Below are 23,306 nucleotides of genomic sequence, written 5' to 3'. Positions count from 1 at the left end.
CGAGAAACCCAGCCGCGCGAGCACCGATGGCCGAGCCCGACCCCGCCTCCAAGGCCTCCAACCGCACCGTCATCATCATCGGCCTGGCGCTCGCCGTCGTGGCGGCGGTGATCCTGGCCCTGGTCCTGGGCGGTCGCGGCGGCGCGCCGTCCCAGGCGGTGGACGAGGACGCGCCCGGCGGCCTGACCGTCGACGTCGCCGACGCTCCGGCGCTCGAGCCGACGCGCGAACTGCGGTGCTTCGTCGACGGGCAGTTCGTGGGCATGGCGACGCTCCAGGACTGCGCGCGCCGCAATGGGCTCGCGACCGACGCGCTGGACGTCGGGCTGGACGCCACGGGCGCGCTGGCCGCGGCGCCGACCGCCGCCTTCGATCCTCCGCCGGAGGCTCCCGCCGTGGCCCTGGTCGAGGCGCCCCGCCCGCAGCCTCAGCCGCAGCCGGTGGATCAGCCTCAGCCGACCGCCCCGGCGGCCGGGCCGGCCTGCCTTCGCTACGCCGGTTCCGAATGGCGCAACATCGGCGACGGCCTCAGCCAGACGGCCTGCGTGCGCGCCCTGTTCGCCGGGACCTGCGTGCGGCCGGGCGAGGCGCTCTACGGCCGGTACGGCGACACGACGCTGCGGCTGGTGCCGCGCCGGGTGGAGCAGTCGCCGGACAACACCAGGTTCCGCACGCTGGTCGAGCAGGACCGCAACTGTCAGTTCCCGAGCCTGGGGTGAGTATGAAGGCCGTCACCGTCACCGTCGCCGCCGCCCTGAGCCTGGGGGCCGCGGCCTGCGCAGAGCGTGTCGAGGCGCCGCGCGATCCCGGCGTCTGCTGGTATGTCGTCCTGCCCGAGGCCGAGGGCGGCGAGCCGCGCTTCAACATCGTGGCGCGCGACCAGCCCCAGATCGAGTTCTGCGCCGCGCGGCTGGAGGAGATGCGGCTGCGCTTCCTGCGGCTGGGCGGGTCGAACCGCGAGATCGTCGGCGCCTACCAGGGGCAGTTCATCTTCATCGATCGGCGCGGCGTGCAGTTCGGCAAGGATCTGAACGGTCCGCGCTTCTTCGCCCTGGCGCGGACCGGCGACGGCCGCCTGGCCATTCCGGGCGCGATCCAGCGGGACATCGACGGCCAGCCGACGGCCGTGGCTCCGGCCGCACCCGCGCCGGCGGGATAGTAGAACAAAGTTGGAACATCCGCCCGTTCACGCTATGCAGCGGGCGCAATCAGAAGAAAAGGAACCGCGCGATGGCGGGCAGCGTCAACAAGGTCATCCTGGTCGGCAACCTCGGCAAGGATCCGGAGATCCGCACCCTGAACAGCGGCGAGCGTGTCGCGAACCTGTCGCTCGCCACGTCGGAGACCTGGCGCGACAAGTCGACCGGCGAGCGCAAGGAAAAGACCGAGTGGCACCGGGTGGTGATCTTCAACGAGAACATCGTGAAGGTGGCCGAGAACTATCTGAAGAAGGGCTCGACCGTGTACGTCGAGGGCGCGCTGCAGACCCGCAAGTGGACCGACCAGCAGGGCGTGGAGAAGTACTCCACCGAGGTCGTGCTGCAGAAGTTCCGGGGTGAGCTGACCATGCTGGGCGGTCGCGACGGCGGCGGCGGGGCCTCGCGCGGCGGCGACGACGACTATTCGTCCGGCTTCTCGACCGGCGGCGCGGCCAAGCCGTCCGGCCCGCGCGAGAGCTACGACCTCAACGACGACATTCCGTTCTGAGGCCGGGGCCCGTCGGCGAAACCTGCGCTCACCGAATGTGAGGCCCGCCGCGCCGCGCCCCATGCCATAGGCGACGGGTGCCCCTCAGCGAACGCCTGACCCCGATCGAGCTCCTCGCCATCCTCGCGGTGGTGGTGATCTGGGGCGTGAACAACGCCGCGGCGGCGGTGGCGACGGATCACATTCCGCCGATGGCGACGGTGACCCTGCGCTTCTTCATGGCCGCGCTGTGCCTCGCGCCCTTCATCCGGCCGCCGTTTCCCAACTGGAGGAGCCTGCTGGTCATCGTCGGCCTGGGCGGACCGCTCCACTACGGGCTGATCTATCTGGCGTTCTGGCTGGCGCGGGACGTCAGCCCCGTCTCGGTGGCGGCGCAGCTGTGGATCCCCTTCACCAGCCTGTTCGCCTTCCTGATGCTGGGCGAGCGGCTGTCCAAGGCGGCGATGGTCGGCATGGCGGTCGCCTTCCTGGGGGTGGCATGGATGGGGATCGACCCGGCGGTGCTCAGCGAATGGGACGCCATCGCCGTGACGGTGGCGGCGTCGGCGGCCTGGGCGATCACCACGGTCGTGGCGCGACGCACCACCTCCATCCCGCCCCTGAAGATGCAGGGACTGCTGGCCCTGACGACCTTTCCGCTGGCGGGGCTGGCGTCCCTGGCGTTCGAGACCGGCCAGGTCCAGGCGGTCGCCGCCGCGCCCCCGATCGCCTGGGCGGCCGTCGCCTGGGGCGGACTGGCGTCGTCGCTGGTGGCGACGAGCCTTCTGTTCTGGCTGGTGCAGCGGCGCGAGGCGGGGCGGGTGACGCCCTATCTGCTGGCCACGCCCGTGGTCTCCATCGTCATCGGCGCGGGGGTCCTGGGCGACGTCTTGACCGCCCAGATCCTGATCGGCGCCGCGCTGACCATCTGCGGCGTGGCGGTGGTGGCCCTGGCCGAGCGCGGGCTCCGCGCCGGCGCCTCGCGGGGCTGAGCGGCCCCGCGAGGCCCGGCCTCAGAAGCGGCCGTCCGCGAGACGCCGGGCGAACCGGTCGAAGGTCCGATCCGCGTCCTGCCAGGTGGAGGAGCCCCGCACCTCCGAAAGGCTCGAGCTGTACCAGTCATAGCTCACCGGGCGGACCGACCCGTCGGCCAGGACCACTTCGCCCTCGATGTCGGCGCCGCCGATGCTGATGCTCCGGATCGGATCCAGGCCCGGCCTGTCGGAAAGCTGCTGCAGGGTCGGCCGGTTGGGCTTGGCGTCCGCGAGCACCAGGCGCACCTCGGCGCCGGCGAGCGCGCCGGAACGTTCGAGTTCGCGCTCGACGGCCCGGCGCAGGTCATCGGCCAGATCGTCGATGTCGCGCCGCCCGAGCTGCTCGGCGCGTTCCTGAAGCTCGGGACCGATGGCGACGGTGACGCGGGCCCCGGCGGCCGGCGCCTGGAGGCCGTCGGCCTGGGCCGCGCCGGCGAGCGCCGCGACGGCCGCGAAGGGAAGGAGAATGGCGAGAGGCCGCATGGCGACGACTCCTGTGTTGCAAGCCCCCTTGCCGCCTCAACATAAACCTTGGCCGTGGGCGCGCCAGTCCCCTCAGCCGGGAATTCTCAGGGCCGCCCGCAATCCGCCCAGGTCGCTGTCGTCGAGCAGGATTTCTCCCCCATGCCCCCGCGCCACGTCGCGGGCGATCGCCAGGCCCAGGCCCACGCCCTTGCGGTTCTGGTTGCGGCTTTCGTCGAGGCGGGAGAAGGGGCGGAAGGCCTCCTCACGCAGCGGCTCGGGGATGCCCGGACCGTCGTCCTCCACCGCGATCTCGACATCGCCGGAGGCCAGGCGCCGCGCGGACAGACGGACCCTCGTCCCGTGCGCGGCGGCGTTGTCGGCGAGGTTGGCGAGCGCCCGCTTCAGCGCCATGGGACGCGCCGTCAGTTCGAGATCCTGGGGCGCCACGACCTCCGCCTCGGCGCCGCGCCGGACCACGTCGGCCGCCAGGCCGCGCAGAAGGCCCGGGACGTCGACCGCCTCCGCCGCCTCTCCGGCCTCGCCGCGGGCGAAGGCCAGATACTCGTCGATCATGTGCTCCATCTCGTCGAGGTCGCGCTGCATGGCGGCGGTCCGCTTGGTGGGCTCCGCCAGGGCCAGCTCCAGCCTGAGCCGCGTCAGGGGCGTGCGCAGATCGTGGCTGACCGAGGCCAGGAGCGCCGTTCGCTGCTCGATGTAGCGCTGGATGCGCTGGCGCATGTCGATGAAGGCGAGCGCCGCCGAGCGCACTTCCCGCGCGCCGTGGGGCTTGAAGCGGGGGCTCTCGCCGCGCCCGAAGGCCTGGGCCGCGTCCGCCAGCCGCTCGATGGCCCTGACCTGGTTGCGGATGAACAGGATGGCGACCGACATCAGAAGGATCGTCGCCAGCGTCAGCCAGATGACGAAGATGTGCGCCTGGGTGGCGACCGCCCGCTCGCGCGGGGCGATGACCCGCATCACCCCGGTCGGGGTCTGGACCTGCACGTCGATGTAGGCCGGGTAGCGGGTGGTGTCGAACCAGTAGGGCTGGTCCAGCCGGGCGGCCAGGGCGCTGTCCAGGGTGCGGTCCACCACGCCGAGCAGGCCGCGCCGCTGATCACGCGGCAGGACGTCGCCCTCCTGGAAGGCGATCGACAGCTGCATCGACCGCTCGGCGCGCTCGGCGATGACGGCCATGTTCTGGGGCGTGGGGTTGTCGCCATAGGAGGCCGCCGCCCAGGCGATGTCGCCGGCGAGCCCGTCCGACAGCCGGGCGGTCACGGTCTGCCAATGGGCGTCGAAGAAGGCCCAGGTCACGGCCACCTGCATCAACAGGACGGGCAGAACGATGATCAGGAGCGATCGGCCCCAGAGGCTGGTCGGCAGCCGCCGCTTGATGAAGCGGCCCCACAGGGCGGGGGGAAGGAGCCTCACCGAGGGGTCACGAATCGGGCGCCAGCATGTAGCCGACGCCGCGAACCGTCTGCAGGTAGCGGGGATTCTTCGGATCGACCTCCAGCTTGCGGCGCAGGCGCGTCACCTGGACGTCGACCGCGCGGCCCGTGATGTCGGCCTTGTCGGGCGACAGCGCCATCCGCTCGACCGGGGCGTGGGCGTTGAGCGCCAGGGTCTTGAGCAGCTGGGCCTCGGCCTCGGTCAGCCGCAGCGGCGCGCCCTCGCGGGTGAGCTCCAGCCGTTCCATGTCGAACATGACCGGCCCCAGGCGGATCTCGCGGGGGGCCACAGGCTTCACGCCCGCGCGGCGCAGGATGGCGTCGATGCGCAGCGCCAGCTCGCGGGGATCGAACGGCTTGGACATGTAGTCGTCCGCCCCCTGCTCCAGCCCCCGGATGCGATCGGTCGGCTCGCCACGGGCGGTCAGCAGCAGCACCGGCGTGTTCGACAGCCGCGCCTTGGACCGAACCCAGCCGGTCAGGGACAGGCCGTCCTCGCCCGGCATCATGATGTCCAGCACCACGAGGTCGAACTCGATCAGCTCCAGCAGCCGCCGCGCCGCGGACGCGTGGGCCGCGCCGGTCACCCGATAGCCCTCGCGCGCCAGATACTCCTTGAGCAGCTCGCGGATGCGGTCGTCGTCGTCGACGATCAGCAGGTGACGGCCCACGCCGGGGCCCGCGATGGGGCCCGAACGACCGAAACGCGCGTCGCTCATGACCGCGCCCGGCGCGTCGCGGCGTTGACCTGGGCCGCCGAGGGGGGTCTAAGACAGCCGACGCTTGAGGAGATGTTGTGCAATGGCTCTGGTTCCTTTCGACGATCGCGACGGCTGGATCTGGGTTGACGGCGATTTCGTGCCCTGGCGGGAAGCGAAAACGCACATTCTCACCCACGCCCTGCACTACGGCTCGTCGGTGTTCGAGGGCGAGCGTATGTATGCCGGCGAAATCTTCAAGCTGACTGAGCATTCCGAGCGCCTGAAGGCGTCCGCCAACCTGCTCGATTTCGATCTGCCCTATTCGGTCGAGGAAATCGACCGGGCCTGCATCGCGACCTGCGAAAAGATGGGGCTGTCGGACTGCTACGTGCGTCCGGTGGCCTTCCGCGGCCCGGAGGCCCTGGCCGTCTCGGCCATCCACAACAAGACCCACGTCGCCATCGCCGTGTGGGACTGGCCCAGCTATTTCGACCCGGAGACCAAGAAGAAGGGCATCCGGCTGGAGTGGGCCAAGTGGCGTCGGCCGGATCCGATGACCGCGCCGTCGGCGTCCAAGGCGGCGGGCCTGTACATGATCTGCACCATGTCCAAGACGGCGGCCGAGAAGCGCGGCTTCTCCGACGCGATGATGCTGGACTGGCGCGGCTATGTCGCCGAGGCGACCGGCGCCAACGTCTTCTTCGTCCAGGACGGGGTGATCCATACGCCGCCGACCGACGCGATACTGGACGGCATCACGCGCCGGACGGTGATCGGCCTCGCCGAAGCCAAAGGCATCGAGGTGGTCGTGCGCCACATCCGGCCCGAGGAGCTGTCGGGCTTCTCCGAATGCTTCCTGACCGGCACCGCCGCGGAGGTGACGCCGGTGTCGCTGGTGGGCGAATACACCTTCACGCCGGGCGACATCAGCCTGGGCCTGATGGAGGACTACGGCCGACTGGTGCGGCGTCAACTGTAAGGCGCTTGCCAGCCTGACGCGCGTCGGACAGGAAGGGGAACCGGTGGGGAGCCCCTTTCATCCATGTTCAGCACCCTGAACCTTCAGAGCCTTCTCGGGCTCGTCGTGATCGTGCTCGCCTGCTGGGCGGTGTCGGAGAACCGGCGCGTCTTTCCCTGGCGGCTGACGCTCGGGGCGGTCGCCGTGCAGGCGGCGCTCGTGCTGGCGCTGTTCGCCATTCCTGGATCGCAGGGGGTGCTGGCGGCCGTCACAGGCGCGGTCGACGGGCTGGCGGCGGCGACGCGGGTCGGGGCCCAGTTCGTGTTCGGCTATCTGGCGGGCGGCGATCAGCCCTATGTGATCGAGAACCGGCCGGCGCTGTTCGTGTTCGCCTTCGAGGTGCTGCCGCTGATCCTGGTGATCTCGGCGCTGTCGGCGCTGTTGTGGCACTGGCGGATCCTGCGCTGGATCACGCGCGGCTTCGGCTTCCTGTTTCAGAAGACGCTGGGCCTGGGCGGCGCCTCGGCGCTGGCGGTGGCGGCCAACATCTTCCTGGGCATGATCGAGAGCCCCATCGTCATCCGCGCCTATCTGGACAAGCTGACCCGGTCCGAGATCTTCCTGATGATGGTGGTGGGGCTGGCGACCGTCGCGGGCTCCACCATGGTGGCCTATGCGACGCTTCTGGCGCCGGTCCTGCCCAATGCGGCGGGGCATGTGCTCGTGGCCTCGATCGTCTCGGCGCCGGCGGGCGTGCTTCTGGCGCGCATCATCGTGCCGGAGAAGTCGGGACAGGGCGGGGCCTACGCCGACTACAGCTCGGCGCTGAAGTACGATTCCGCCATCGACGCCATCGTGAAGGGCACGTCGGACGGGCTGATGGTGGTGCTGAACATCTCGGCCGTGCTGATCGTGTTCGTGGCGCTGGTCGCCCTGGTCAACGTCATGCTGGGGGGCTTCTGGCTGTTCGGCGAGCCGGTGACGGTGGAGCGCCTGCTGGGGTTCGTGTTCGCCCCGGTCGCGTGGCTGGTGGGGGTCGAGTGGGCCGACGCCCAGGTCGCGGGGCGGTTGCTCGGCGTGAAGCTGACCCTGACCGAGTTCGTCGCCTTCATCCAGCTGGGCGCCGTGCCCGAGGAGGGCATGAGCGAACGCACCCGGATGCTGCTCACCTATGCGCTCTGCGGCTTCGCCAACATCGGGTCGGTGGGGATCACCGTGACGGGCCTGTCGGTGCTGATCCCCGAGCGCCGGGAGGAGGTGCTGAGCCTGGTGTGGAAGGCCCTGTTCGCCGGCTTCCTGGCCACCCTGATGACCGCCTCGGTGGTCGGCGCCTTGCCCGGGAGCGTGTTCGCGCGCTAGGGCGTAGCGAATAAAAACGCGCGGAAATCGGACCGCGTCACCGGGAGGCCGCCCATGAAGCTCTACGACAGCACCCGCGCGCCCAATCCGCGCCGTGTTCGCTGGTTCCTGGCCGAGAAGGGCGTCACCGACATCGAGATCCAGCAGGTCAACATCTTCTTCGGCGAGCACCGCACGCCGGAATACCGGGCCAAGGTCGGCGTGCCGCACGTGCCGGCGCTGGAGCTGGACGACGGGACCTGCATCTCCGAGTCCATCGCCATCTGCCGCTACCTGGAGTCGCTTCACCCGGAGCCGAACATGTTCGGGCGCGATCCGAAGGAGCAGGCGGTCATCGAGATGTGGATGCGCCGCTGCGAGTTCTATCTGGCCAATCCGATGATGCTGACGGTGCGCCACACCCACCCGGCGCTGGCGGCGATCGAGACCCAGTCGCCGGAGCTGGCGGAGAGCAACAGGACGACCGCCGAAAAGTTCATGAAGACCCTGGACCGGCGCCTGGCGGACAACGAGTGGATCGCGGCCGATCGCTTCACCATCGCCGACCTGGTCGCCGTCGTGGGCCTCGATTTCGGTCGGCAGATCAAGTACGCGCCGCCGGAACAGTACATCCATCTGGCGCGCTGGCTGGAGGCGTGCCGCGCCCGCCCGGCGGCCCAGGCGGGGATGGCCTAGGCCCCCCGCGGCTCAAACTTCCGGATGACGCCTGAATAGGTCATCAGCACGCGGTCGCCGGCCTGGATCTGTCCGCGCACGAAGATCAGGCTCTTGCCCGCCCGCACGACCTCGCCCGTCGCCTCCACCAGCTCGCCGACATAGGCGCCGTCGATGAAGGTGGAGTCGAGCTGCACCGTCACGCCAGAGGCGCCCTCCATCTCCTGATAGGCGGTCTGGAACAGGGCGATGTCGGCGAAGGTCATCAAGCACCCGCCGTGCATGCGACCGCCCGCGTTCATGTGCTTGGGCTCGGCGCGGAAGGCGCAGCGCATGCGCCCGTCCGGGTCGGGACGGAAGTAGAAGGGCCCGACCACCTGATCGAAGGTGCCGTGGAGGTCGTAGGTCTTCCAGCCGGCGAACTCGCCTTCGGTGACGGTGATCTTGGCGACCATGTGCCGGGTTTCCTCCGATGCTGCGCTGCGGGATATAGGGCCATGAGCGATCCGATCGAAGACGAGATTTTCAACCAGCTGGCCCGGCGTGACGCGGGCAAGAGCATCTGTCCCTCCGAGGTGGCCAAGGTCATCGCGCCCGAGCGCTGGCAGCGAGAGATGGGCCGGGTCCGTGCGGTTGCGACCGGCCTGGCCCGTCAGGGACGGCTGGTCATCACCAAGAAGGGCAAGCCGGTGGACCCCGACGCTTTCAAGGGCGTGATCCGGCTCCGCTTGCCGCTCGCGGACGAGGGGGCCAAGTCTGGGGGCGAATGAGCCTCGACGCCGTGCTTGAGGAGATCCGCGCCTGCCGCGCCTGCGCGGGCGAACTGGCGCACGAGCCGCGACCGGTGGTGCGGGTCTTTCCGGAGACGCGGCTGCTGATCTGCGGTCAGGCCCCGGGGCGGCGGGTGCACGAGAGCGGCCTTCCGTTCACCGACCCGTCCGGCGACCGGCTGAGGGATTGGCTGGGCGTCGACGCCGAGACCTTCTATGGCGACCGGCGGATCGGGGTGGCGGCTCAGGCCTTCTGCTACCCCGGCACGGCCGTGAAGGGCGGAGACTTCCCGCCGCCGCGCCGGTGCGCCCAGCTGTGGCGGCCGCGCCTGCTGGAACAGCTGAACCGGGTCGAGCTGACCCTGCTGGTCGGCGGCCACGCCCAGGCCTGGGCGCTGGGGGATCGCGCCAGGGCCTCCATGACCGAGACCGTCAGGGCCTGGCGGGACTATCTGCCGGCGGTGCTGCCCATGCCGCATCCGTCGTGGCGCAACACCGCCTGGTTGAAGCGCGAACCGTGGTTCGAGGCGGAGGTCGTGCCCTGGCTGAGGCAGCGGGTCAGGGAGCTGCTGGCGTGAACCGGCGGGCGCTGCTTCTGGCGGGAGCGGCCCTCGCGGCCGGATGCGCCCCGAGGGTGCAGCCGCGGCTGACCCCGCCGCCCGGGTTCGCCGGGCCGCGACTGACCGAGGCGGCCTTCGTCATGGAGGACGGAGCCCGCCTGCCGCTGCTGCGCTGGCTGCCCGAGACCGAGCCGTGGGCGGCGCTGGTCTGCGTCCACGGCATGAACGACCACAAGATGGCGTTCCACCTCGCCGGTCCATGGTGGGCCGCGCGGGGCGTGGCGGTCTACGCCTATGACCAGCGCGGCTTCGGCTCCGCGCCCGGACGCGGGGTCTGGGCGGGCGAGGACCGGATGGTGGAGGACCTGCGCCAGGCGACGCGGCTGGTCCGGGCCGCGCACCCTGAGGCGACGATCGGCGTCGTGGGCGAGAGCATGGGGGGCGCGGTCGCGATCTCGGCCTTCGCCTCCGAAAGGCCGCCCGAGGCCGACCGGCTGGTCCTGTTGGCGCCCGGCGTCTGGGGCTGGTCCAGCCAACCGCTTCTGAACCGGGCGAGCCTGTGGGTCTCGGCGCGGCTGATGGGCTCGCTGGCGCTGACGCCGCCCGACTGGGCGGTCAGGGACATCCTGGCAAGCGACAACATCCCCGAGCTGCGCCGCATGGGCGCCGATCCGGAGATGATCTTCGAGACGCGGCTGGACGCGATCTACGGGCTGGTCGAGCTGATGGAGCAGGCCGCACGGCGTCTGGGCGAGATCCGGGGCCCGACGCTCCTGGCCTATGGCGGCCGGGACCAGATCATCGAGGCCGGGCCCATGCGCCGGGCCCTGGCGCGGGCGGGCGCTCCGGCGAACCTGAGGACGGCCTTCTACCCGGACGGACATCATCTGCTGGTGCGCGACCTCGGCAGGGCGAGGGTGCTGGGCGACGTGCTGAGCTTTCTGCGCGACCCCGGGCTGCCGCCGCCGTCGGAGCCGGCGCCCGTCCTGCCAGCGTTAGAGGGGCGCGCCGCGCCGGCGGCTTAACGGCCCGTTTACCACGCGGGCGGCACTTTCTGCCTAGCGGGCGTCATCGGTATCCCGCGTGTGTTCGGGGCGGGGCGCGTGGGCGGCTTCACGGCGGCGATCCAGAGATTCGGCATCGGCCGGCTCGCGGCCATCCTGGGCGTGGCCGCCGGCGTCACCGCCGTGCTGATCGCGGTCATGATGCGCATCGGCCAGCCGCCGGACGCCCTGCTCTATTCCAACCTCGACCTGCGCGAGGCCGGCGAGATCACCTCGGCGCTCGGCCAGGCGGGGATCAAATACTCCACGCGCGGGGACGGCTCGACCATCATGGTCAACCGCGACGAGGTGGGCACGGCGCGGCTGATGCTGGCCGAGCGCGGGCTCGTGACCTCCGGCTCGGTCGGCTACGAGCTGTTCGACAACCAGTCGGTGCTGGGCCAGACCGAGTTCCAGCAGCAGCTGAACGAGCAGCGCGCGCTACAGGGCGAACTGGCCCGCACGATCATGTCGATGCGCGGCGTCAGCTCGGCGCGCGTGCACATCACCCGCCCCCAGCGCGAGCTGTTCCAGTCCGAGGCCCCGGAGCCGACGGCCGCGGTGGTGGTGGGCGTGGGCGGCCGCGACCTGACCGGGGACCAGGTCCGCTCGATCCGCAACGTGGTCGCGTCCTCCGTGCCGGGCTTGAAGCCCGAGCGGGTGACCGTGGTCGACGAGAGCAACCGCACCCTGGCGGCGGGGGCCGAGGGCGACGCCTTCTCCTCCACCTCGGCCGAGGAGGCCAAGGCGTCGACGGAGGCGCAGCTGCAGGCGCGGATCAAGGACATCGTCGAGGGCGTCGTCGGCGTCGGCGCCGCTCGCGTCCAGGTCACGGCCGAGATCGACCACAGCCGCTCCACCACCCAGGAGCAACGCTTCGACCCGGACGGTCAGGTGGTGCGCTCGACCTCCACCAACGGCGCGAACAGCCAGGAGACGACGGAGCTGGCCGACGGCGGCGTGACCGCGACGAACAACATCCCCGGCGGCGAGGCGCCGAACCAGACGCCGCTGGGCTCGACGTCGACCGAGAACACCGAGACGACGAACTACGAGATCTCCAACACCACCACGACCACCATCCGAGAGCCGGGCGAGGTCAAGAAGCTGGCGATCGCCGTGGCCGTGGACGGCAAGTGGACGCCGGGCGCGGACGGGGCGGAGCCGACCTATGAGCCGCGCACCGAGGAGGAGATGGCGCAGATCGCCGCCCTGGTGCGTTCGGCCGTCGGCTACGATGAGGAGCGCGGCGACACGGTCGAGGTCGTCAACGTCCGTTTCGCCCGTGAGACGGCGACGGTCGGCGGCACCGACGGCGGCTCGTCGCTGTTCAACTTCACCAAGAACGACATCATGCGTGGCGTGGAGCTGCTGGTGCTGCTGGTCACCGGGCTGCTGCTCATCTTCTTCGTGCTGAGGCCGCTGCTGAAGACCGCGTCGTCGGCCGCGACCGGCGAGGCGGCCCCCGGCGCGACCCTGCTGCAGACGACGACGGTGGGGCCGGGCGGCCAGATGATCGCGGCGGCCCCGGGCGCGACGCCGATGCTGGCCGGACCGGCCACCGCCGTCGACGAGCGCATCGACATCGCCCGCATCGAGGGCCAGGTGAAGGCCTCCTCGGTCAAGCGCGTGGCCGAGTTCGTCGACCGGCACCCCGAGGCGTCGGTGTCCATCATCCGCAACTGGGTGGCTGAAGGCTGATGGCCGCCCGCATGATCACCAAGAAGCCGGCGGTCGAGGACGCCAAGAAGCTGACGGGGCCGGAGAAGGCCGCGGTCATCCTGCTGGCGCTCGGCGAGGATCACACCAAGCTGTGGGAAGGCCTGGACGAGGACGAGATCAAGGAGATCTCCCAGGCCATGGCCGGCCTTGGCACGGTCACGGCCCAGGTCGTCGAGGAGCTGTTGATCGAGTTCGTCTCGGGCATGAGCGGCTCGGGATCGGTCATGGGCAGCTATGACCAGACCCAGCGGCTGCTCTCGTCGTTCATGCCGCCGGACCGCGTCGACGCCCTCATGGAGGAGATCCGGGGCCCGGCGGGCCGGACCATGTGGGACAAGCTCGGCAACGTGAACGAGGCCGTGCTCGCCAACTATCTGAAGAACGAATACCCGCAGACGGTGGCGGTGGTCCTGTCCAAGGTGAAGTCGGACCACGCCGCGCGCGTGCTGACCTCGCTGCCGGAGGACTTCGCGCTGGAGTGCGTCCAGCGGATGCTGCGCATGGAGCCGGTGCAGCGCGAGATCCTGGACAAGATCGAGCAGACGCTCAGGACAGAATTCATGTCGAACCTGGCGCGCACCTCCAAGCGCGACAGCCACGAGATGATGGCGGAGATCTTCAACAGCTTCGACCGCCAGACCGAGGCCCGCTTCATCGCAGCCCTGGAGGAACGCAACCGCGAGTCCGCCGAGCGCATCCGCGCCCTGATGTTCGTGTTCGAGGACCTGGGCAAGCTGGACCCCGGCGGCATCCAGACCCTGCTGCGCGCCGTGGAGAAGGACCAGCTGGGTCTGGCCCTGAAGGGCGCGTCGGAGACCCTGCGCGAGCTGTTCTTCTCCAACATGTCCGAGCGGGCCGCCAAGATCATGCGCGAGGACATGGAGAGCATGGGCCCGGTGCGTCTGAAGGACGTCGACGCCGCCCAGATGAACATGGTCCAGGTCGCCAAGGACCTGGCCGCGAAGGGCGACATCATGCTGGTCGGCCAGGGCGCGGACGACGAGCTGATCTACTGACATGACCCAGGCCCAGCCCTCGACCCAGACCCGCCCCTTCGTCTTCGACACCGAGTTCTCCGACACGGGCGCCGTACTGCGGTCCGGCGCGTTCACGCCGACCAAGCGGGCCTATGCGCCGGCGGAGGTGGAGGCGCTGGTGGCCCAGGCGCGGGCCGAGGCGCGGACGGCGGCGCTGGCGGAGGCCGACGCCCTGCGGTCCCAGGCCCTCGCCACGATCGCGCAGGTTCTGACGCAGTCCGCCGGTGCGCTGCAGGCGGCGGCCGAACGGCACAGGGCCGGGGCCGCCGATCTGGCCCTGACCGCGGCGCGCGTGATCGCCGGCGCCGCCCTGACGCGCTTCCCCCACGGCCCCCTGAAGACGGCGCTGGAGACTCTGTCGGACGACGTAGAGGCCTCGGCCCGGCTGGTGGTGGCGGCGTCCGAACTGGACGACGCGGGTCGCGACGAGATCAGCCGCCTGTGCGCCGACGCGGGCTTTCCGGGACTGGTCGTGTTCCGCGACGAGCCCGCCCTGCCGCCCGCCGCCTTTGTGCTGGAATGGGCCGACGGGCGCGCCGCCTACGACCCCGCCTCGGCCGAGGCCCGCATCCGCCAGGCGCTGGAGACGGCGCTCGCCGCCGACGCCGGGCACGCTGAAAATCTCTCCCAAGGAGACCTGTGATGGCCACCGACGACTTCGCGCTGGAAGAGTTCGCCGATCAGACGGCGGTCGCCCTGACCGACGAGCCCGGCGAGAAGACCGCGACCGATCTGGCGCCGGTGTTCGACGTGCCGGTCAACATCTCGGCCGTGCTGGGCAAGGCGCACATGACCGTGTCGCAGCTGCTGAAGCTCAATCGGGGCAGCGTGCTGGAGCTGGATCGCCGGGTCGGCGAGGCGATCGACATCTTCGTCAACAACCGCCTGGTCGCGCGCGGCGAGGTGGTGCTGGTCGAGGACCGGCTGGGCGTGACTATGACGGAAATCATCAAGACCGAGGACCTGGGCGCCTGATCGGCGACCGGATGCAGGATTAGGGAGGACGACCCATGCGGCTTCTGGTGGTCGGCAGACTGAGCGGACAGCTCGCCAGCGCGGTGAAGATGGCCATGGCGCACGGCGCCAAGGTCAATCACGTCGAACGCGGCGACCAGGCGACCGAGCAGCTGAGGCGCGGGCAGGGGGCGGACCTGCTGATGGTCGACTACCGCGTCGACATCGCCTCGCTGATCGCCGCCAACGAGGCGGAGCGCATCCATGTCCCGGTGGTCGCCTGCGGCGTGGACGCCGACGCCCGCGACGCCGCCAACGCCATCCGGGCCGGGGCCAAGGAGTTCATCCCCCTGCCGCCCGAGGCCGACCTGATCGCGGCGGTGCTGGCGGCGGTGGCCGACGACGAGCGGCCGATGATCTCGGCCGATCCGTCGATGCAGGCGGTGATCAAGCTCGCCGACCAGGTGGCGCGGTCGGAAGCCTCCATCCTGATCACCGGCGAGAGCGGCGTCGGCAAGGAGGTGATGGCGCGTTATCTGCACACCCACTCGCGCCGGGCCGACAAGCCGTTCATCAGCGTCAACTGCGCCGCCATTCCCGACAACCTGCTGGAATCCGAGCTGTTCGGTCACGAGAAGGGCGCCTTCACCGGGGCGGTCGGTCGTCGCATCGGCAAGTTCGAGGAGGCCGACGGCGGCACGCTGCTTCTGGACGAAATCAGCGAGATGGACGCCCGGCTGCAGGCCAAGCTGCTGCGCGCCATCCAGGAGCGGGTCATCGACCGCGTCGGCGGGACCCGGCCGGTGCCGGTCAACATCCGCATCATCGCCACCTCCAACCGCGACCTGGCCAAGGCCGTGGCGGAAGGGACGTTCCGGGAGGACCTGCTCTATCGCCTGAACGTGGTGAACCTGCGCCTGCCCAGCTTGCGCGAGCGGCCCGGCGACGTCGCGGTGCTGGCCGAGCATTTCATCAAGAAGTACGCCGCCGCCAACGGCGTGCCGGTGCGACCGCTGTCCGCCGCCGCGCGCCAGGCCCTGGCCACCCATCGCTGGCCCGGCAATGTGCGGGAGCTGGAGAACGCCATGCACCGCGCGGTGCTGCTGGCGTCCGGTCCCGAGATCGACGTCGAGGCCATCCGCCTGCCGGACGGCCAGCCCCTGATGGGCGGGGCCGCGCCGGCCTCCAACGTCGTGGACCGCGCCGCCCAGGCGGCCGAGACCGTGACCCGCGCCTTCGTCGGCCAGACGGTCGCCGAGATGGAGAAGGCGCTGATCATGGACACGCTGAAGCACTGCCTGGGCAACCGCACCCACGCCGCGAACATCCTCGGGATCTCGATCCGCACGCTGCGCAACAAGCTCAACGAATACGCCCAGGAGGGGATCGACATCCCCGCGCCCCAGTCCGGCGTCGCGGCGGCGGGCTGATGGGCAGGGACGGCGTCGAAGATATCTCCTCACCCGCGCAGCGGGGGAGGAATGATGTCCTGAGGAGGTCCGTCCTGACCGGGCTCGGCGCGCTGGCGGCGGCGGCGTGCGCGCCGCGTGCCCCGGCGATGGCCGCGGAGCCGGAGGTCCAGGTGTTGGACCTATCGGCGCTGGAGACCGGCGGCGGCCGGCTGGGCGTCGCCGCGCTGGACACCGGCTCGGGTCGAAGGCTGGCGTGGCGGGGTGACGAGCGGTTCGTCTACTGCTCGACCTTCAAGGCGTTCCTGGCGGCGGCCACGTTGCTGCGGGTGCAGGCCGGGGAGGAGCGGCTGAACCGGGTCATCCCGATCACCGCCGCCGACATGATCTCCCACGCCCCGGTGACCGAACCGGCCGTCGGCTCAGGACTGACGGTCGAGGCGCTGATGAAGGGCACCGTCGAGGTGAGCGACAATCCGGCCGCCAACCTGCTGCTGAAGGCCATGGGCGGGCTGGGGCCGATGCAGGCCTTCTATCGCGGCCTGGGTGATGAGGTGACCCGGGTCGACCGCTTCGAGCCCGAGATGAACCGGCTGGACGGGGACAAGGACACCACCACCGCGAACGCGGCGGTCGCTAATCTGCAACGGCTGCTGGTGTCGGAGACGACCCCGCTGAGCGCGGACTCGAAAGCTCTCCTGCTGCGCTGGATGGTCGACAGTCCGACCGGCACGGCGCGGATCAGGGCGGGCGTCCCCGAGGGCTGGCGCGTGGCGCACAAGACCGGGACGGGCGGCTATGGTCCGACCAACGACATCGGCGTGCTGTTCCCGCCGCAGGGCGAGCCCGTCGTCCTAGCGATCTACAATCACGCGGCCCGGGAGACGGATGACGCGGTGGCCGAAGCGGTGATCGCCGAGGCGACGCGCCGGGTGATGCGCGAGTTCGGTCATGGCTGACACGCAGCTGGGGGCGCCGCGAGGCATGATGAAGGACGGCATGGCGGCGCCGACCGGTCGCGACATGCTGGGCTGGGTCGCGCGCGGCGAGGTGGCGATGGCCGTCGGCGTCATCGGCGTGATCCTGCTGCTGATCGTGCCGGTGCCGACGCTGATCCTGGATCTGCTGCTGGCCATCAGCCTGGTCAGCAGCGTGCTGATCCTGATGACCGCGCTGATGATGAAGAAGCCGCTGGACTTCGCCATCTTCCCCACGGTGCTGCTGGTGGCCACGCTGTTCCGGCTGGGTCTGAACCTGGCCTCGACCCGCCTGATCCTGAGCCACGGCCACGAGGGCGCCGACAGCGCGGGGGCCGTGATCCAGGCCTTCGGCGAGCTGATGATGAGCGGCAGCTTCATCATCGGGATCATCGTCTTCGCCATCCTTCTGGTGGTGAACTTCGTGGTCATCACCAAGGGCTCGACCCGTATCGCCGAGGTCTCGGCCCGCTTCACGCTCGACTCCATGCCGGGCAAGCAGATGGCGATCGACGCGGACCTGTCCTCCGGTCTGATCGACGAGACCGAGGCCAAGCGGCGGCGCAAGGAGCTGGAGCAGGAATCGACCTTCTTCGGCGCCATGGACGGCGCCTCGAAGTTCGTGCGCGGCGACGCGGTGGCGGGCCTGATCATCACCTTCATCAACGCCATCGGCGGCGTGCTGATCGGGGTGCTGTCACACGGCATGGCGGCCGGAGACGCGGCCAACAGCTACGTCCTCCTGACCATCGGCGACGGTCTGGTGACCCAGGTGCCGGCCCTGGTCATCTCCATCGCCGCGGGCTTCCTGGTCTCGAAGGCGGGGGTCGAGGGTTCGGCCGACAAGGCCATGGTGCAGCAGCTGGCCACCAACCCCGTGAGCCTGGGGGTCGTGTCGGGCGCCTCGGGGCTCATCGGTCTGATCCCGGGCATGCCGATCCTGCCGTTCGCGGCCCTGGCGCTGGGGGCCGGCTTCATGGCCTGGCGGCTGGGCCGGGCGCGTCTGAAACCCAAGGTCGAGCCGGTGATTGAGACCAAGCCGGCCGACGACGTCGAGGAGCCGATCGGCACCGCCCTGGCCATCGACGAGGTCAAGATCGAGTTGGGCTATTCGCTGCTCGGCCTGATCAACGAGCTGGAGGGGCGCCGCCTGACCGACCAGGTCCGGGCGCTGCGTCGCGCCCTGGCGCAGGAGTACGGCTTCGTCATGCCGAGCGTGCGCATCCTCGACAACATGCGTCTGCCGACCCAGGGCTACGCCATCCGCATCAAGGAGATGGAGGCCGGCGCCGGCGAGGTGCGGCTGGGCGCCCTGATGGCCATGGACCCCGCCGGACGCCAGGTCGAGCTCCCCGGGGAACACACGCGCGAGCCCGCCTTCGGCCTGCCCGCGACCTGGATCGACGAGAGCCTGCGCGAGGAGGCGACGTTCCGGGGCTATACGCTGGTCGATCCCTCGACGGTGCTGACGACGCACCTGACCGAGATCCTGAAGGAGAACATGGCGGACCTGCTCTCCTACGCGGAGGTGCAGAAGCTGCTGAGGGAGGTCGGGCCCGAGGAGAAGAAGCTGGTCGAGGAGCTGATCCCGGCGGTGGTCTCCACCACCACCCTGCAGAGGGTCCTACAGGCGCTGTTGCGCGAGCGGGTGTCGATCCGCGACCTGCCCACGATCCTGGAAGGCCTGGCCGAGGCCGCGCCGCACACCTCGTCGGTGACCCAGCTGGTGGAGCATGTGCGCGGACGCCTGGGACGGCAACTGTGCTGGCAGCACAAGGGCGACGACGGGGCGCTGCCGATCGTGACCCTGTCGCCCGACTGGGAGCAGGCCTTCGCCGAGAGCCTGATCGGGCCGGGCGAGGACAAGCAACTGGCCATGGCGCCGTCGCGGCTGCAGGACTTCATCCGGGGCGTGCGCGACGTGTTCGAGCGCGCCGCCATGGCCGGCGAGACGCCGGTGCTGCTGACCGCCGCCCAGACCCGGCCCTACGTGCGCTCCATCATCGAACGGTTCAGGGGCCAGACGGTGGTCATGAGCCAGAACGAGATCCACCCCAAGGCGCGGCTGAGGACGGTGGGGAGCGTCTGAACGTCCCGCCTCCCCTCGTGGGAGAAGGTGGGCGCCGGAGGCGCTCGGATGAGGGGGCTCTTTCAGCTCGCGAGCGGTCGACGATGAGCAGGCGGACGCATCCCCCTCATCCGTCATGCTCCGCATGCCACCTTCTCCCGCGAGGGGAGAAGGAGAACTAAGGCTACCGCGCCCGAACCCAGCCGCCGTCGGTGGAGGCGGTGTTGGCGGCGGCGTTGGCGGGGCGGGCGATCAGACCCGACTGGGTCAGCCACACCTCGTAGACCGCGCCGTCGGCCATCGGCATGTAGGCCGCCGAGCCGTACAGCGTATCGACCGCTCGGACGTAGCGGCCCATGCGCTGGGCCACCAGCCAGGCGTCCAGATCCCACGGCTCGCGCTCGGCCTCGGCGGGAAGGGTCAGGTCATGGGCGCTGCGCTCGTCGTTGAGTTCCTGATCGATGCTGCGATAGCGGCCGGACAGGCGCTCCAGCCGGTACTGGGCGTTCAGTCCCAGGACATTGGCCCAGGGTTCCCAGCGCAGCACCTGCGCCTCGATCCGCCACTCGTCGCCGGCGAGGGGGTAGGCGCCGGAAGATCCGTCGGGCCGCGTGACCGTCGCCTCAAATCGCTGCGGGGCGGTCTGGCGCAGCGAGATCGTCGCCACCGACTGTTCGTAGGTCAGGCGCTGCCAGGTCTGCAGGTTCATGCCGAACAGGGCGATCGCCACACCCGCCGCCGCGAGCCCGCCGCCGCCGATCGCGGCCAGCAGGCCGCTGAGGGGCCGCCCCCTGAACAGGGCCGACAGACCCGAAATCAGGAACGTCAGGCCGCAGAAGGCCAGGACCCCCGGAAGGATCCACCACCACCATACCATCTTCCCCTCCCAGCACCGGGAACTTTTCGCTCGCTCGCAACCTTAACCGTAAGCCCGAAGCCGGGCGAGAGTTCCCTGCTTCTACGCGCGGGGTGTGAAGGATAGACGGGGGCATGCCTATCGATCTTCGCCGCTGGCCGGCAGACTTGGCCGCTTTTCTGCGCACGCCGACGCTCGGGCGCTCGATCGTGCTGCTGCTGGGCGCGGCGCTTATCCTGCTGATGTCCGCGAACGTGGCGACCTTCCTGATGGTCGCGCGCACCGAAAGCTTCAACCGAAGTGTCGAACATACGCAGGAGGTCCGCCTGACCGCCCAGCGCGTCCTCACGTGGGCTGTGGACGCCGAGACCGGCCAGCGGGGCTATCTGCTGACGGGCCGGGGACAGTATCTGAGCATCTACAACGACGCGCTGCGCGCGCTGCCCGAGGATATGGACCGACTGGAACGGCTGGTCGCCGACAGTCCGGAGCAGACCGAGAAGGCTCGCCGCATCCGCTACATCGTCGATGAGCGAATGCTGACGCTCAGGCGCGGCGTCGAGCTCGCCGCCACCGGGCGGATCGGCGAGGCGGTGTCCCTGATCCGCACCGGGCGGGGCAAGATCCTGATGGACGCCATGCGCGCCGAGGTGGACGCGATCGGCGATCATGAACAGCGGCTGCTGCTGACGCGACAGGCGGCGTCGGAACGCTCGGCGAAGGCCACCCTGATCGTCAACGGCCTGGCGGGGGTGTTGATCGTCATCCTGGCGGGCGTGTCGGTCTGGCTGGTGCGCCGTTACCTCGCCGACCTCCAGGCGGCGAGGGCCGCCCTGGACCAGGCCAACGCGGGACTGGAAGAGACGGTGCGCACCCGGACCGCAGAGCTGGTCCGCGCCAACGAGGAGATCCAGCGCTTCGCCTATATCGTCAGCCACGACCTGCGCGCGCCGCTGGTCAACGTCATGGGCTACACCTCCGAACTCGAGCAGGCCGGCAAGGCGCTGGACGGCCAGATCGGCAGGATCGAGGAGGCCGCGCCCGACCTGGTGGATGCGGACGCCCGGACCGCGGTCCGCGAGGACGTGCCCGAGGCGATCGGCTTCATCCGCGCCTCGACCGCCAAGATGGACCGGCTGATCAACGCCATCCTGAAGCTGTCCCGCGAAGGGCGCCGGACGCTGACGCCGGAGACCTTGGACATGAAGAAGCTCGCCCAGGGCATCGCCGACAGCGTCCGGCACCAGACCGACGCCGCCGACGCCGAGATCGAGGTGGGCGACCTGCCCGAGATCGAGAGCGATCGCCTGTCCATGGAGCAGGTGTTCGGCAATCTGATCGACAACGCCGTGAAGTATCTGGACCCGTCGCGCCCGGGCCTGATCCGCCTCTCCGGGCAGGAGGTTCCCGGCGGTTGGATCGTCTATGAGATCGCCGACAACGGGCGCGGAGTCTCGCCCAAGGATCACGAGCGGATATTCGAGCTGTTCCGTCGCTCCGGCCGGCAGGACCGGCCCGGCGAGGGGCTCGGCCTCGCCTTCGTCAGGAACAGCGTTCGCCGGCTCGGCGGCGTCGTCGAGCTGGAGTCCGAGCTCGGCCAAGGCTCGACATTCAGACTGAAATTCCCCAAACGCCTCGTCGTTCAGGACCCGGGAGACGCCGCATGACCGCCGCCGTGAAGATCGTGATGGTCGAGGACGATCACGGTCACGCCAAGCTGATCGAGAAGAACATCCGCCGCGCCAACATCGGCAACGAGATCGTGCACTTCGCCGACGGCGGATCGGCGGTGGACTATCTGTTCAGCGCCGAGGTGCGGGCCAACGGGCCGCTGCTGATCCTGCTGGACCTCAACCTGCCCGACATGTCGGGCACCGACATCCTGGCCCAGGTGAAGGCGGACGAGCGGCTGAAGCGGGCCCCGGTCGTCGTTCTGACCACGACCGACGACAAGGTCGAAATCCAGCGCTGCTACGACCTGGGCTGCAACGTCTACATCACCAAGCCGGTCGACTACGAAGCCTTCGCCACGGCCATCAAGCAGCTGGGTCTGTTCCTGTCGGTCATGCAGGCGCCGGAGATCGAGTAGGTTTCATGATCGCCCGCGACGGACCGGTTCGTCTGCTCTACATCGATGACGACCGGGCGCTGTCGCGGCTGGTCCAGAAGGAGCTGTCGCGACACGGCTTCGAGGTGGTGTGCGCGGACGGCGGCGACGCGGGCCTGGAGCTTCTGGCGACGCAGACGTTCGACGCCTGCGCCCTGGATCACTTCATGCCGGGCCGCGACGGTCTGGACGTTCTGCCCGACATCCTGGCGCTGAACGAACCGCCGCCGGTCGTCTATGTCACCGGCGCCGAGGACGGCCGCATCGCGGTCGCGGCGCTCCGGGCCGGGGCCGCGGACTATGTCATCAAGGACGTCTCCGAGGACTTCACGGCCCTGCTGCGAGCGGCGCTCAACGACGCGGTGGAGCGTCGCCGGCTGGAGCGCGAGAACCAGCAGGCGCTGGAGGAGGTCCGCCAGGCCCGCGATCGGGCCGAGGCCCTGCTGCGGGAGGTCAACCACCGCGTCGGCAACTCGCTCCAGCTGGTCTCCAGCTTCATATCGCTGCAGCAGCGCCAGTTGAAGGACGAGGGCGCCAAGACGGCGTTGAAGGAGGCCCAGGCCCGGATCGAGGCGGTGGCCCATGTGCATCGGCGGCTCTACACCTCCGCCGACGTCGCCACGGTGGCGATGCACGACTACCTGGACGGCCTCGTCGAGGAGCTCGGCAAGTCGCTGGGCTCGGATGATCGGACCGTCACCCTTCGGCTCGACGCGGAGCCGATGCAGGTCTCCACCGATCAGGCGGTGTCCCTCGGCGTCGTGGTGACCGAACTCGTGACCAATGCGGTGAAGTACGCCTACGGCCCCGGCCAGGGCGGCGAGATTCGCGTTCACCTGCGCGCGGAGGGGGAGGGGCGCGGCGTCCTGGTGGTCGAGGACGACGGCGCGGGCATGGGCGAAAGCAAGCCCAAGGGCACCGGCCTGGGCGGCAAGATCATCGCCGCCATGGCCAAGGGTCTGCGCTCCTCAGTGGAGTTCGACCCGGCGCATCAGGGCGTCCGGGCGCGCCTGGCGTTCGACCGGTGACCATTCGGTTGAAGTTCGGGACACCCGAACCCGGGGTCGCTTACGAACCGCGCCCGACCGCCTTCGGACTGGCGTTCGACGCCCAGGGCAGGCTGGCCTGTGTGGAGGTCGATCGGGGCGAAGGTCCCTATCTCGACCTGCCGGGCGGGGCGCTGGACGGCGACGAGTCCGAGTCCGAGGCCCTGGCGCGGGAGTTCGGCGAGGAGACGGGCCTGAGGGTGCGCGCCGTCGCGCGGATCGCCGAAGCCTCCCAGCTGTTCCGCAAGACGGACGGCCATCCGGTGGACAACCAGGCCGGCTTCTGGATCGCCGAGGTGCTGGCCGCAGAGCCCGGCCTGAAATGCGAGGACGATCACGCCCTGGTCTGGATCAGGCCCGAGGAGGCGCTGCGTCGCCTTCGGCACGAGGCGCACGCCTGGGCCGTCGCCGTCTGGCTGAGACGAGGCTGAGCCATACGGAACCCCGGC

Annotated in this window: 26 protein-coding genes; 21 read left to right on the top strand and 5 right to left on the bottom strand. The window is 70.1% G+C overall.

The window, feature by feature from the left end:
* The first annotated feature begins 26 nt into the window (after window positions 1-26).
* From ACFFGE_RS11930 to ACFFGE_RS11915, 4 genes are all read left to right on the top strand, one after another.
* Complete coding sequence (locus tag ACFFGE_RS11930) at window positions 27-719, top strand: hypothetical protein (RefSeq protein ID WP_376836624.1); 693 nt, start codon at window positions 27-29, stop codon at window positions 717-719.
* A 2-nt stretch (window positions 720-721) separates the two neighbouring features.
* A complete protein-coding gene (locus tag ACFFGE_RS11925; protein WP_376836623.1) occupies window positions 722-1,159 on the top strand; it encodes a hypothetical protein in 438 nt (145 codons plus the stop codon).
* A 71-nt stretch (window positions 1,160-1,230) separates the two neighbouring features.
* A complete protein-coding gene (gene ssb, locus ACFFGE_RS11920; protein WP_376836622.1) occupies window positions 1,231-1,707 on the top strand; it encodes a single-stranded DNA-binding protein in 477 nt (158 codons plus the stop codon).
* Window positions 1,708-1,784: 77 nt separating this feature from the next.
* Window positions 1,785-2,678, top strand: a complete 894-nt coding sequence (locus tag ACFFGE_RS11915) for a DMT family transporter (RefSeq protein WP_376836621.1) — start codon at window positions 1,785-1,787, stop codon at window positions 2,676-2,678.
* 21 nt (window positions 2,679-2,699) lie between these two features.
* Here ACFFGE_RS11915 and ACFFGE_RS11910 read toward each other — a convergent pair whose 3' ends face one another.
* From ACFFGE_RS11910 to ACFFGE_RS11900, 3 genes are all read right to left on the bottom strand, one after another.
* On the bottom strand, window positions 2,700-3,203 hold the full coding sequence (locus ACFFGE_RS11910; protein ID WP_376836620.1) for a DUF3313 domain-containing protein: 504 nt from the start codon (window positions 3,201-3,203) through the stop codon (window positions 2,700-2,702).
* A 72-nt stretch (window positions 3,204-3,275) separates the two neighbouring features.
* Complete coding sequence (locus tag ACFFGE_RS11905; protein ID WP_376836619.1) at window positions 3,276-4,616, bottom strand: ATP-binding protein; 1,341 nt, start codon at window positions 4,614-4,616, stop codon at window positions 3,276-3,278.
* Between the two features lie 7 nt (window positions 4,617-4,623).
* Window positions 4,624-5,355, bottom strand: coding sequence for a response regulator (locus ACFFGE_RS11900; RefSeq protein WP_376836618.1), 732 nt, complete (start codon window positions 5,353-5,355; stop codon window positions 4,624-4,626).
* A gap of 82 nt (window positions 5,356-5,437) precedes the next feature.
* Between ACFFGE_RS11900 and ACFFGE_RS11895 the strand changes: the two genes are divergently transcribed.
* From ACFFGE_RS11895 to ACFFGE_RS11885, 3 genes are all read left to right on the top strand, one after another.
* Window positions 5,438-6,316: a branched-chain amino acid aminotransferase gene (locus tag ACFFGE_RS11895; protein ID WP_376836617.1), complete on the top strand. Its 879-nt coding sequence runs from the start codon at window positions 5,438-5,440 to the stop codon at window positions 6,314-6,316.
* Window positions 6,317-6,379: 63 nt separating this feature from the next.
* On the top strand, window positions 6,380-7,654 hold the full coding sequence (locus ACFFGE_RS11890; protein WP_376836616.1) for a NupC/NupG family nucleoside CNT transporter: 1,275 nt from the start codon (window positions 6,380-6,382) through the stop codon (window positions 7,652-7,654).
* Between the two features lie 54 nt (window positions 7,655-7,708).
* Window positions 7,709-8,329, top strand: coding sequence for a glutathione S-transferase family protein (locus tag ACFFGE_RS11885; protein WP_376836615.1), 621 nt, complete (start codon window positions 7,709-7,711; stop codon window positions 8,327-8,329).
* On the opposite strand, the gene ACFFGE_RS11880 is transcribed toward ACFFGE_RS11885, so the two are convergent.
* Entirely contained in the window at window positions 8,326-8,763 is a 438-nt protein-coding gene (locus tag ACFFGE_RS11880) for a PaaI family thioesterase (protein WP_376836614.1), read from the bottom strand. The two genes, ACFFGE_RS11885 and ACFFGE_RS11880, sit on opposite strands and share 4 nt — an antisense overlap.
* 42 nt (window positions 8,764-8,805) lie before the next feature.
* On the opposite strand from ACFFGE_RS11880, the gene ACFFGE_RS11875 reads away from it, so the two are divergent.
* From ACFFGE_RS11875 to flhA, 10 genes are all read left to right on the top strand, one after another.
* A complete protein-coding gene (locus tag ACFFGE_RS11875) occupies window positions 8,806-9,078 on the top strand; it encodes a DUF3253 domain-containing protein (RefSeq protein WP_376836613.1) in 273 nt (90 codons plus the stop codon).
* On the top strand, window positions 9,075-9,656 hold the full coding sequence (locus tag ACFFGE_RS11870; protein ID WP_376836612.1) for a uracil-DNA glycosylase family protein: 582 nt from the start codon (window positions 9,075-9,077) through the stop codon (window positions 9,654-9,656). Before ACFFGE_RS11875 ends, ACFFGE_RS11870 begins: the two co-directional genes overlap by 4 nt.
* Window positions 9,653-10,663 carry an alpha/beta fold hydrolase gene (locus tag ACFFGE_RS11865; protein WP_376836611.1) on the top strand — a complete coding sequence of 337 codons (1,011 nt, stop codon included), beginning with the start codon at window positions 9,653-9,655 and terminating at the stop codon, window positions 10,661-10,663. Before ACFFGE_RS11870 ends, ACFFGE_RS11865 begins: the two co-directional genes overlap by 4 nt.
* A 78-nt stretch (window positions 10,664-10,741) precedes the next feature.
* On the top strand, window positions 10,742-12,382 hold the full coding sequence (fliF, locus tag ACFFGE_RS11860; RefSeq protein ID WP_376836610.1) for a flagellar basal-body MS-ring/collar protein FliF: 1,641 nt from the start codon (window positions 10,742-10,744) through the stop codon (window positions 12,380-12,382).
* Between the two features lie 14 nt (window positions 12,383-12,396).
* Complete coding sequence (fliG, locus tag ACFFGE_RS11855; RefSeq protein WP_376836737.1) at window positions 12,397-13,419, top strand: flagellar motor switch protein FliG; 1,023 nt, start codon at window positions 12,397-12,399, stop codon at window positions 13,417-13,419.
* 1 nt (window position 13,420) lies between these two features.
* A complete protein-coding gene (locus ACFFGE_RS11850) occupies window positions 13,421-14,083 on the top strand; it encodes a FliH/SctL family protein (RefSeq protein ID WP_376836609.1) in 663 nt (220 codons plus the stop codon).
* Window positions 14,083-14,415, top strand: coding sequence for a flagellar motor switch protein FliN (gene fliN, locus ACFFGE_RS11845; RefSeq protein ID WP_376836608.1), 333 nt, complete (start codon window positions 14,083-14,085; stop codon window positions 14,413-14,415). Before ACFFGE_RS11850 ends, fliN begins: the two co-directional genes overlap by 1 nt.
* 35 nt (window positions 14,416-14,450) lie before the next feature.
* Window positions 14,451-15,824 carry a sigma-54-dependent transcriptional regulator FlbD gene (gene flbD / locus ACFFGE_RS11840; RefSeq protein WP_376836607.1) on the top strand — a complete coding sequence of 458 codons (1,374 nt, stop codon included), beginning with the start codon at window positions 14,451-14,453 and terminating at the stop codon, window positions 15,822-15,824.
* A 152-nt stretch (window positions 15,825-15,976) separates the two neighbouring features.
* Window positions 15,977-16,762, top strand: a complete 786-nt coding sequence (bla, locus tag ACFFGE_RS11835) for a class A beta-lactamase (RefSeq protein ID WP_376836606.1) — start codon at window positions 15,977-15,979, stop codon at window positions 16,760-16,762.
* A gap of 25 nt (window positions 16,763-16,787) precedes the next feature.
* Window positions 16,788-18,869, top strand: coding sequence for a flagellar biosynthesis protein FlhA (flhA, locus tag ACFFGE_RS11830; protein ID WP_376836736.1), 2,082 nt, complete (start codon window positions 16,788-16,790; stop codon window positions 18,867-18,869).
* Window positions 18,870-19,032: 163 nt separating this feature from the next.
* Here the strand turns inward: flhA and ACFFGE_RS11825 are convergent, their stop codons facing one another.
* Window positions 19,033-19,725 (bottom strand): hypothetical protein, encoded by a 693-nt coding sequence (locus ACFFGE_RS11825; protein WP_376836605.1) that lies wholly within the window; start codon window positions 19,723-19,725, stop codon window positions 19,033-19,035.
* 146 nt (window positions 19,726-19,871) lie between these two features.
* Here ACFFGE_RS11825 and ACFFGE_RS11820 point away from each other — a divergent pair, with 146 nt between their 5' ends.
* Genes ACFFGE_RS11820 through ACFFGE_RS11805 form a run of 4 tightly spaced genes read left to right on the top strand, consistent with a single transcriptional unit; the run spans window position 19,872 to window position 23,288 of the window.
* The gene (locus tag ACFFGE_RS11820) at window positions 19,872-21,371 is read left to right on the top strand and encodes a sensor histidine kinase (RefSeq protein ID WP_376836604.1); all 1,500 of its coding nucleotides are present in this window, start codon (window positions 19,872-19,874) and stop codon (window positions 21,369-21,371) included.
* Window positions 21,368-21,793, top strand: a complete 426-nt coding sequence (locus ACFFGE_RS11815; protein WP_376836603.1) for a response regulator — start codon at window positions 21,368-21,370, stop codon at window positions 21,791-21,793. Before ACFFGE_RS11820 ends, ACFFGE_RS11815 begins: the two co-directional genes overlap by 4 nt.
* A gap of 5 nt (window positions 21,794-21,798) precedes the next feature.
* Window positions 21,799-22,839 (top strand): sensor histidine kinase, encoded by a 1,041-nt coding sequence (locus ACFFGE_RS11810; RefSeq protein ID WP_376836602.1) that lies wholly within the window; start codon window positions 21,799-21,801, stop codon window positions 22,837-22,839.
* Window positions 22,836-23,288: an NUDIX domain-containing protein gene (locus tag ACFFGE_RS11805; RefSeq protein ID WP_376836601.1), complete on the top strand. Its 453-nt coding sequence runs from the start codon at window positions 22,836-22,838 to the stop codon at window positions 23,286-23,288. Before ACFFGE_RS11810 ends, ACFFGE_RS11805 begins: the two co-directional genes overlap by 4 nt.
* Window positions 23,289-23,306 lie beyond the last annotated feature (18 nt).

It is taken from the genome of Brevundimonas balnearis (genome assembly GCF_042434805.1).
In the GTDB taxonomy this organism is placed as follows: Bacteria; Pseudomonadota; Alphaproteobacteria; order Caulobacterales; family Caulobacteraceae; genus Brevundimonas; species Brevundimonas balnearis.
This window is presented reverse-complemented; position numbering and strand designations above follow the sequence as displayed.

Bases quoted from the DNA above. Each gene is read 5' to 3' on its own strand.
- ACFFGE_RS11930 (WP_376836624.1), top strand. From the start codon at position 27: ATGGCCGAGCCCGACCCCGCCTCCAAGGCCTCCAACCGCACCGTCATC.
- ACFFGE_RS11925 (WP_376836623.1), top strand. From the start codon at position 722: ATGAAGGCCGTCACCGTCACCGTCGCCGCCGCCCTGAGCCTGGGGGCC.
- ssb (WP_376836622.1), top strand. From the start codon at position 1,231: ATGGCGGGCAGCGTCAACAAGGTCATCCTGGTCGGCAACCTCGGCAAG.
- ACFFGE_RS11910 (WP_376836620.1), bottom strand. From the start codon at position 3,203: ATGCGGCCTCTCGCCATTCTCCTTCCCTTCGCGGCCGTCGCGGCGCTC.
- ACFFGE_RS11900 (WP_376836618.1), bottom strand. From the start codon at position 5,355: ATGAGCGACGCGCGTTTCGGTCGTTCGGGCCCCATCGCGGGCCCCGGC.
- ACFFGE_RS11895 (WP_376836617.1), top strand. From the start codon at position 5,438: ATGGCTCTGGTTCCTTTCGACGATCGCGACGGCTGGATCTGGGTTGAC.
- ACFFGE_RS11890 (WP_376836616.1), top strand. From the start codon at position 6,380: ATGTTCAGCACCCTGAACCTTCAGAGCCTTCTCGGGCTCGTCGTGATC.
- ACFFGE_RS11885 (WP_376836615.1), top strand. From the start codon at position 7,709: ATGAAGCTCTACGACAGCACCCGCGCGCCCAATCCGCGCCGTGTTCGC.
- ACFFGE_RS11880 (WP_376836614.1), bottom strand. From the start codon at position 8,763: ATGGTCGCCAAGATCACCGTCACCGAAGGCGAGTTCGCCGGCTGGAAG.
- ACFFGE_RS11875 (WP_376836613.1), top strand. From the start codon at position 8,806: ATGAGCGATCCGATCGAAGACGAGATTTTCAACCAGCTGGCCCGGCGT.
- ACFFGE_RS11870 (WP_376836612.1), top strand. From the start codon at position 9,075: ATGAGCCTCGACGCCGTGCTTGAGGAGATCCGCGCCTGCCGCGCCTGC.
- ACFFGE_RS11850 (WP_376836609.1), top strand. From the start codon at position 13,421: ATGACCCAGGCCCAGCCCTCGACCCAGACCCGCCCCTTCGTCTTCGAC.
- fliN (WP_376836608.1), top strand. From the start codon at position 14,083: ATGGCCACCGACGACTTCGCGCTGGAAGAGTTCGCCGATCAGACGGCG.
- flbD (WP_376836607.1), top strand. From the start codon at position 14,451: ATGCGGCTTCTGGTGGTCGGCAGACTGAGCGGACAGCTCGCCAGCGCG.
- flhA (WP_376836736.1), top strand. From the start codon at position 16,788: ATGATGAAGGACGGCATGGCGGCGCCGACCGGTCGCGACATGCTGGGC.
- ACFFGE_RS11825 (WP_376836605.1), bottom strand. From the start codon at position 19,725: ATGGTATGGTGGTGGTGGATCCTTCCGGGGGTCCTGGCCTTCTGCGGC.
- ACFFGE_RS11815 (WP_376836603.1), top strand. From the start codon at position 21,368: ATGACCGCCGCCGTGAAGATCGTGATGGTCGAGGACGATCACGGTCAC.
- ACFFGE_RS11810 (WP_376836602.1), top strand. From the start codon at position 21,799: ATGATCGCCCGCGACGGACCGGTTCGTCTGCTCTACATCGATGACGAC.